Genomic DNA, 7,129 nt, shown 5'->3' with positions numbered 1-7,129 from the left:
AGGGCCGCTGCGCGCCCCAGCGGGAGCAAGCTCCCTCGCCACCGGGAAGTGGCCTCAGGTGCATCGCGGAACACTTTTTGCTGTCGGATGTGATCGCCGCCATTGCGTCGGCGTCATTACTGCCTCAATTTAGCGTCATTGCCCGTCAGGCCCGTGCACTTCATGTCAGCAAACTCGTTTAGCCAGTCTTTGCGTCGCCTTTGGGCGTTGGATAAGTTCAGTTATAGCGTGCGGGTCTTCATCGCCCTGACCGGCAGCATGGGGCTGTGCTGGTACCTGGATGAGATGGGGCTGCTGATTCCCTTGTTCCTGGGCATCATCGCCAGCGCCCTGGCCGAGACGGACGACAGTTGGCAGGGCCGCCTCAACGCGCTGGCCGTGACCCTGGTGTGCTTCACCGTCGCGGCACTGTCGGTTGAATTATTGTTCCCCTATCCCGTCCTGTTCATCATCGCCCTGGCCCTGGCGGCCTTTGGCCTGACCATGCTTGGCGCCCTGGGTGAGCGCTATGGCGCCATCGCCTCGGCCACGCTGATTCTGTCGGTCTACACCATGATCGGCGTGGACCAGCGCGGCGGCGCAGTCAATGATTTCTGGCATGAACCCCTGCTACTGGTCACGGGGGCCGCGTGGTACGGCTTGCTGTCGGTGTTGTGGCAGGCGTTGTTTTCCAACCAACCGGTGCAACAAAGCCTGGCTCGGCTGTTTCGCGAGCTGGGACGCTACCTGAAACTCAAATCGTCGCTGCTGGAGCCGATCCGCCAACTGGACGTCGAAGCCCGACGCCTGGAACTGGCCCAGCAAAATGGCCGGGTGGTCGCTGCGCTCAACAGCGCCAAGGAAATCATCCTGCACCGCGTGGGCAATGGCCGCCCCGGCTCGAAAGTCAGCCGGTACCTGAAACTGTACTTCCTGGCCCAGGACATCCACGAACGCGCCAGCTCTTCTCACTATCCCTACAACGCCCTGGCCGAGGCCTTCTTTCACAGCGACGTACTGTTCCGCTGCCAACGCCTGCTGCGTCAGCAAGGCAAGGCCTGCCAGGCGCTGGCCGAGTCGATCCAACTGCGCCAGCCGTTCGTCTACGACGACACCTTTGCCGAGGCCCTCAACGACCTGCACGCGTCCCTCGAACACCTGCGCATCCAGAGCAACCCGGCCTGGCGCGGCTTGCTGCGTTCGTTGCGGGCACTGTCGGTGAACCTGGCTACCATGGACCGCCTGCTCAGCGACGCGAGCAACCCCGACGCCCTGGCCGACGCCACCGACAGCAGCCTGCTCGACCGCTCGCCGCGCAACCTCAAGGATGTCTGGCTGCGCTTGCGTACCCAGCTCACGCCCACTTCGCTGCTGTTCCGGCATGCCCTGCGCTTGCCCTTGGCCCTGAGCGTGGGCTACGCCATGGTGCACCTGATCCATCCGTCCCAGGGCTATTGGATCATCCTTACCACACTGTTCGTGTGCCAGCCCAACTACGGCGCCACCCGGCGCAAGCTCGGCCAGCGGATCATCGGCACCGCCATCGGCCTGACGGTGGCCTGGGCGCTGTTCGATCTGTTTCCCAATCCGCTGGTGCAATCGAGCTTCGCCATTGCCGCCGGGGTAGTGTTCTTTACCAACCGCACGACCCGCTACACCCTGGCGACAGCGGGGATCACCATCATGGTGCTGTTCTGCTTCAACCAGGTGGGCGACGGCTACGGGCTGCTGTTGCCACGGCTGTTCGATACCTTGCTCGGCAGCCTGATTGCCGGGCTGGCGGTCTTCCTGTTCCTGCCCGACTGGCAGGGCCGTCGGCTGAACAAGGTGCTGGCCAATACGCTGACCTGCAACAGCATCTACCTGCGCCAGATCATGCAGCAGTACGCCGCCGGCAAAAGCGACGACCTGGCCTATCGCCTGGCCCGACGCAACGCCCACAATGCCGATGCCGCATTGTCCACCACCCTGGCCAACATGCTGATGGAGCCGGGGCATTTCCGTAAGGAAGCCGATGTGGGGTTCCGTTTCCTGGTGCTGTCCCACACCCTGCTCAGCTACCTGTCGGGCCTGGGCGCCCACCGGGGCACCGAACTGCCGACCGAAGTGCGCGAACAGTTGATCGACGGGGCTGGGGTGAAACTGGCAGCGAGCATCGACGAAATCGCCCAGGGCCTGGCAAGTAAACAGCCGATCGCGATCCAGAGCGACGAAGAAGAAGCCCTGGCCAGCGAGCTTGAGCGGATGCCCGATGAAATCGACGAAGGACAGCGCCTGGTGCAGACGCAACTGGCGTTGATCTGCCGTCAGCTTGGCCCATTGCGGACCTTGGCGGCGCATTTGATGAAGGCCTGACGGCCTCAGCTTCAAGCTTCAAGCCATAAGCTGCAAGCAAAGTTCGTGCGCTCTGCTTGCAGCTTATGGCTTGAGGCTTGAAGCTGCTCCCCCCTACATCCCATGCGCCTTCAACAGCCGCGCATAACTCCCATCCGCCTTCATCGCCGCGATCTCCCGATCAAATCCGGCCACAATCTGCTCATGCTCCGGGTTCTTCAGGCTGACCAGGATGTGCAGGCTGTTTTCGCTCAAGGGCTTGGGCAGGAACTCCACGGCGCTGCGTACCTTGGCGGATTCGCGGGCCAGGTAATAGCGGGCGACGTACTCGTCTTCCAGGGTCAACTTCACACGATCGGCAGCCAGCATGCGCACCGCCATCGCAAAGTTATGCACAGGGACTTTCTGCATTTGCAGGTCTTCGTCGAAGTCCTTGGAGTAGGCGTAGCCGCGAACCACGGCGATGGGATAGGCACGCAGCTGTTGCAGGCTGTCAAACTGGATCGTTTCGTCCTTGCGCTTGATGAAACGCACACGGTTGAGCAGATACTCAGCCGAGAACTGGCCAATGTGAGTGCGCTCCTCGCTGTACCAGGCGTTGACCAGCACATCATAGCGGCCCTCGCCGATGCCCAGCATCGCCCGGGCCCAAGGCACCTGTTCGAAGTCCGTGGCATAGCCGGCCCGCGCCAGCGCCGTGCTGACGATATCGGTCGCCAGGCCACCATTGATCAATGTGGAATCGGTAAAGGGCGGCCAGGCATCGGCGACCAGACGCAGCTTTTGCGCGCAGGCCTCATAGCTCAGTAACAGCAATCCGATCAATGCAAGAGCTCGATGCAATCGCGGCATGCCAAACGTCCTTGACGGGTTCAAAGCCCGGTTTGTTTTTAGCCGACACTCAACAGGCATCCTCAGACACCCGGTCCTAACATTAGCTCATTGGAACCGCTGCGCAGCGCTGTCACGAAGATTACACAAAGACGACAACGCCGCGACAGAGGAATGATGGCATTTTGGTCTTTATCGCAGATTTTCCAGTCGACCGAGAAAGAGACTTCCGGGCCAAGCACGCTTAATATCGGCATCAAGCTCTTCAGGAAATTCAAAAATGGATATCGAGTGGGTCTGTAAACATCACAGTGACCTGAGCAAGGAACAGCTGTATGCCATCCTCAAATTGCGTGCCGAAGTGTTCGTTGTCGAACAGAACTGCGCCTACCCGGACGTTGACGGCCTGGACCTTGAGGGCGACACGTGCCATTTGATGGCTTGGCAGGGCAACCACCTGGTGGCCTATCTGCGCCTGCTCGACCCGCATTCGCAAAACAGTGACGTGGTGATCGGGCGCGTGATCATTGCGCCAGAAGCACGGGGCAAGGGGTTGGGCCATCAACTGATGGAACAGGGCCTCAAGCACGCCGAGAGACACTGGCCCGGCACCTCGATCTCACTGTCGGCCCAGGCGCATTTGCAGGGGTACTACGGGCGGTATGGGTTTGAAGTGGTGGGTGTGGAATACATGGAGGATGGGATTCCACACATTGGTATGCATCGGCCTTAAGATCCTCTTCGCGAGCAAGCCCGACCCCACTGTGGGAGCGGGCTTGCTCGCGAAGGCGTCAGCCCAGGCATAACCAGTATTCAGGGATATTCAAGCACCGCCTTGATCCGCTGCAAATTCCCCTCGATCCACCCCCGATCAATCGCCCCCCAATCGCGAATCCGATAACGCCCGGCATGGTTGCGCGCGCCGTCCTCTTGCTCGAACTCACAAACGATATCCAGGTCAGCCAGCGCGGCGATGGTGTCCTGGGCGGTACGCCGTGGCATGCCGGTGGTTTCGGTGAGGGCCGGGACGTTGCTGGCGACACCGCTGTCGATCAGGTAAGCCACGTACAAGCGACGGTAGAAGCTGCTCTTGGTCTTGCTGACATCCATTCGGTCATTCCTTGTGGGGTTGCAGATCCCGCCAGGTCAGGTACACCCGCAGGTCGAATTCCAACTGGTGATACCCCGGCAGCATGTGCTCGCAGAGTTGGTAGAACGCCTTGTTGTGGTCCGACTCCTTGAAGTGCGCCAGCTCGTGCACCACGATCATGTTCAGGAACTCGGGCGCCGCGTCCTTGAACAACGCAGCGATGCGGATTTCCTTCTTGGCCTTGAGCTTGCCACCCTGCACCCGCGACACCGCGGTATGCAGGCCGAGGGCGCGATGGGTCAGGTCCAGGCGACTGTCGAACAACACCTTGTCGATGGCTGGCGCGTTACGCAGGTATTGCTGCTTGAGGTCCAGCGCATAACCGTACAGGGCCTTGTCGCTCTGGATCGGATGCCGATCCGGATAGCGCTGTTGCAGGTAATCGCCCAGTCGGTCCTGGGCGATCAATTGCTGCACTTGGGCTTGCAGGGCGGCGGGGTAGGCCTGGAGGTATTTGAGCGCGGTCATCAAGGGGCAACACAGTCACAAGAGGCCGCCAGTGTAGCGAATTCAAGCCTGCACCGCGCTCCAGTCGAACGGTGTGGCGAAGGCATCGGTGTCTTCGGCCATCAAGGGCCGCGCCACGAGGAACCCCTGCACATACTCGCAGCCATGGGCCTGCAGCCACTCATATTGCTCGCGCGTCTCCACCCCTTCGGCAATCACCCGCAAGCCCAGTTGCGTACACAGGTCAATCACCGAGGCGGCCAACGCGGCATCCCGGGGCGACCCCGGTACGCGGGCGATCAGATGCCGATCGAGCTTGAGGGTATCGAGCTCAAGGTCGCGCAGATGCGTCAATGAGCAGGGTCCCGAACCAAAGTCATCCAATGCCACCCGCACCCCGAGGTGACGCAGCAGTCGCAATTGCTTTTGGGTTTCATCGGGGTTGCGCATCAGCGCATCCTCGGTCACCTCGACCTCCAGTTGCCGAGGCTTCAAGGCATGACGCTCCAGGACCTGGCGCAACTCGGTCACCAGGTTGGGCATGCCGAACTGGGTACTACTCAGGCTCACCCCCAACACCAGGTCGTCAGCGAACAAGCGCTCCCAGACTTTGCGCTGGGCCGCGCTGCGATGATAAATCCAGCTGCCCAGGCGACTGATCAACCGCGCCTCTTCCAGCAAGGGCAGGAACAGGCCCGGCGGAACATCACCGACGCTGGGGTGCTGCCAGCGCAACAGCGCCTCGAACCCACGGATCCGCCCATCGATGATGCTTACCTGCGGCTGGTAGACCATATTGAAGTCGCGGTTCTCGATGGCCGAGCGCACGCTCTCTTCCAGCATCAGCCGTGAACGGGCGCGACCGTTCATTTCATGATCGTAAAAGCGGTATTGCTGGCGACCGGCACGCTTGGCTTCGTACATGGCGATGTCGGACGCCCGCAGCAACCCATCGAGATTGGCGCCGCAATCGGGGTACGTCGCGATGCCGATACTGGCCCCCAATGCGACGTCCATGCCTTCTATCTGCTGGCAGATCGCGACCCGCTCGATGAGTTTCTCGGCGATCTTGGCCGCTTGCTCGGGGAACTCCAGGTCCAGCAGCGCCGTGAACTCGTCCCCGCCCAGGCGCGCCAGGATATCGAATGGGCGCAGGCACGCCTTCAACTGTTCCGACACCCAGCGCAATACCCGGTCCCCGGCATCGTGCCCCAGCGAGTCATTGACCCGCTTGAAGCCATCGAGGTCCAGGTACAGCAACACCCAGTTGCTTTCCAGGCGCTCGCTGCGCATCAACAGGTTTTCGGCGGTCTGGTAGAACCCCCGGCGGTTGAGCAAACCGGTCAGCGGGTCCGTGACGGCCTGGTATTCGAGTTGTTGGTGCAAATGGCGAACCACGGACATGTCCTGGAGCGTCACCACCATCGCCTTCTGCTCCGACGGCAATGGCGCACAGGACAAGGCCACCGACACCTGCTGGCCAGGCGCCGTGCGTAGCACCGCGTCATGCAGTCGCCAGGTTTCACCGCGCCGATAGGCGTTGTGTATATCGGAATCGACCCACTCTGGGATGTGCGGTTTCTGCAGGAAATCCAGGAACGGCATGCCCTGCAACTGCTCGGCGGTGGCATTGAGCAAGCGGCAGGTAGAAGGGTTGGCGAAGCGGATACAGCCATTCTCATCCACCACCAGGATGCCTTCGGCGGCGTTGTCCAGCACCGAGGCATTGAAGGCCCTGGCCGCTTCGAGATCTTGGCTCAGGCGCTGCAAGGCCCGGCGATTGCGCTGGTGCTCGAGCAGCGCCTGGACCTTGGGCTTGAGGATTTGCGGATCGAAGGGTTTGAACAGGTAATCCACGGCGCCACTGGCATAGCCCTTGATCACCGCATCCTGGGATTGCTCGTTGGCCGTCAGGAAAATGATCGGCGTGAGCCGCGTACGCTGGCTGCCGCGCATCAGGCGCGCCACTTCAAAACCGTCCATGTCGGGCATCTGCACATCCAACAGAACCAGATCGATGTCGTGTTCAAGCAACAGGTTAAGCGCCTCGACCCCCGAGGACGCGGTCATGACTCGCCAATCCTGACGCTGCAACAAGGCTCGCATGCTGAGCAGGTTTTCAGGGTAATCATCAACAATCAAAAGGACAGAGCTGTCTTCGCCGAGCGGTGGTTGCGCGCATTCCATGCTGCTTCTCTTATCGGGCGCCACGTCCGTTTTTTACGTAGCAAAGCGGACAAATACTGTCCCCTCACTCTAGACCGGGATTGTCAAAAGCAGTAGGTGTCAACGCGCCATCATCCAGACAAAGCCCGAAATAGCCGACTAACGGTCACCCTCCTCGGGCACAGAAACTGCAAAGACCCCTTCGACGGACAATTGACGTCA

At 61.0% G+C, this 7,129-nt stretch carries 6 protein-coding genes; 2 read left to right on the top strand and 4 right to left on the bottom strand.

Annotation, left to right across the window (positions count from 1 at the left end; genetic code table 11):
- Positions 1 to 162 precede the first annotated feature (162 nt).
- Entirely contained in the window at positions 163 to 2,334 is a 2,172-nt protein-coding gene (yccS, locus tag BLT00_RS08620) for a YccS family putative transporter (RefSeq protein WP_063324016.1), read from the top strand.
- Between the two features lie 93 nt (positions 2,335 to 2,427).
- Here yccS and BLT00_RS08615 read toward each other — a convergent pair whose 3' ends face one another.
- Positions 2,428 to 3,165 (bottom strand): substrate-binding periplasmic protein, encoded by a 738-nt coding sequence (locus BLT00_RS08615; RefSeq protein ID WP_063324015.1) that lies wholly within the window; start codon positions 3,163 to 3,165, stop codon positions 2,428 to 2,430.
- Positions 3,166 to 3,424: 259 nt separating this feature from the next.
- Between BLT00_RS08615 and BLT00_RS08610 the strand changes: the two genes are divergently transcribed.
- Positions 3,425 to 3,877 carry a GNAT family N-acetyltransferase gene (locus BLT00_RS08610; protein WP_092151164.1) on the top strand — a complete coding sequence of 151 codons (453 nt, stop codon included), beginning with the start codon at positions 3,425 to 3,427 and terminating at the stop codon, positions 3,875 to 3,877.
- Positions 3,878 to 3,957: 80 nt separating this feature from the next.
- Here BLT00_RS08610 and BLT00_RS08605 read toward each other — a convergent pair whose 3' ends face one another.
- The 3 genes from BLT00_RS08605 to BLT00_RS08595 are packed head-to-tail and all read right to left on the bottom strand — an operon-like array spanning position 3,958 to position 6,928.
- A complete protein-coding gene (locus tag BLT00_RS08605; protein ID WP_092151167.1) occupies positions 3,958 to 4,254 on the bottom strand; it encodes a winged helix-turn-helix domain-containing protein in 297 nt (98 codons plus the stop codon).
- Positions 4,255 to 4,258: 4 nt separating this feature from the next.
- Positions 4,259 to 4,762: a M48 metallopeptidase family protein gene (locus BLT00_RS08600; protein ID WP_092151170.1), complete on the bottom strand. Its 504-nt coding sequence runs from the start codon at positions 4,760 to 4,762 to the stop codon at positions 4,259 to 4,261.
- 42 nt (positions 4,763 to 4,804) lie between these two features.
- Positions 4,805 to 6,928, bottom strand: a complete 2,124-nt coding sequence (locus tag BLT00_RS08595; RefSeq protein ID WP_092151173.1) for a putative bifunctional diguanylate cyclase/phosphodiesterase — start codon at positions 6,926 to 6,928, stop codon at positions 4,805 to 4,807.
- Positions 6,929 to 7,129 lie beyond the last annotated feature (201 nt).

Origin of the sequence: Pseudomonas sp. NFACC51 (genome assembly GCF_900103575.1) — a bacterium.
Classification (GTDB): domain Bacteria; phylum Pseudomonadota; class Gammaproteobacteria; order Pseudomonadales; family Pseudomonadaceae; genus Aquipseudomonas; species Aquipseudomonas fluorescens_Q.
This window is presented reverse-complemented; position numbering and strand designations above follow the sequence as displayed.